General features: G+C 54.6%; 1 pseudogene. It reads left to right on the top strand.

Going from position 1 to position 599, the window contains the following annotated elements:
* Positions 1 to 514 (top strand): annotated as a pseudogene (locus tag H096_RS34145) (class I SAM-dependent methyltransferase); the annotation flags it as partial.
* Between the last annotated feature and the right edge of the window lie 85 nt (positions 515 to 599).

Here is a 599-nt window from a genome sequence, read left to right as displayed (position 1 = left end):
ACTCAAGGGCGACACCTACAAAGATAAGGTCCGCAAGACCGAGTTCACTGAAGACCAGGACGGCAACGTCTCTGAGGTGAGGATCCTGACAGATCGTTTCGTGCCCATTATTCGGGCATGGGATATGACGCCAGACTCTACAAACCTCGGAAAGGTCATCACCATCAGCTCATCGGCGGATCCACAGCCTGAGCCTGACAAACCAGTATCAGCGCCTACCCCCAATAACCAACCAAAGGTCATATTTGATCCTGGCCGCGTTTTACTTACCCAATCTGTGCAACACCTCATGGAGCGCGGATACCTCGACCCAACCCTTTACCTCCGACGACATTTCTCCGGCGACTGGGGTGAACTGCACGACGAAGACAGGAACAGCAACCAACGCGCCCTGACCACCAGGGAGCGGTTGTTCTCCAGCTACAACGTCGACGTCGGCGATGAAACACGGTTGTGGATCATCACCGAAGCTGACCGGAGTACTACTACCGTGCTGCTGCCATCGGACTACTGACACATCACGTCAAGCTGACCACTAATCAACTAACCCGCAGGGTATTCACCATACCCGTCGGGGTGTCGTGCATGCCCTGTTTCAT

Origin of the sequence: Pseudomonas sp. FH1, assembly GCF_000510895.2 — a bacterium.
Classification (GTDB): Bacteria; Pseudomonadota; Gammaproteobacteria; order Pseudomonadales; family Pseudomonadaceae; genus Aquipseudomonas; species Aquipseudomonas azotoformans_A.
Note: the sequence above shows the minus strand (reverse complement) of the source record. Positions and strands in the feature narration are given on the sequence as shown.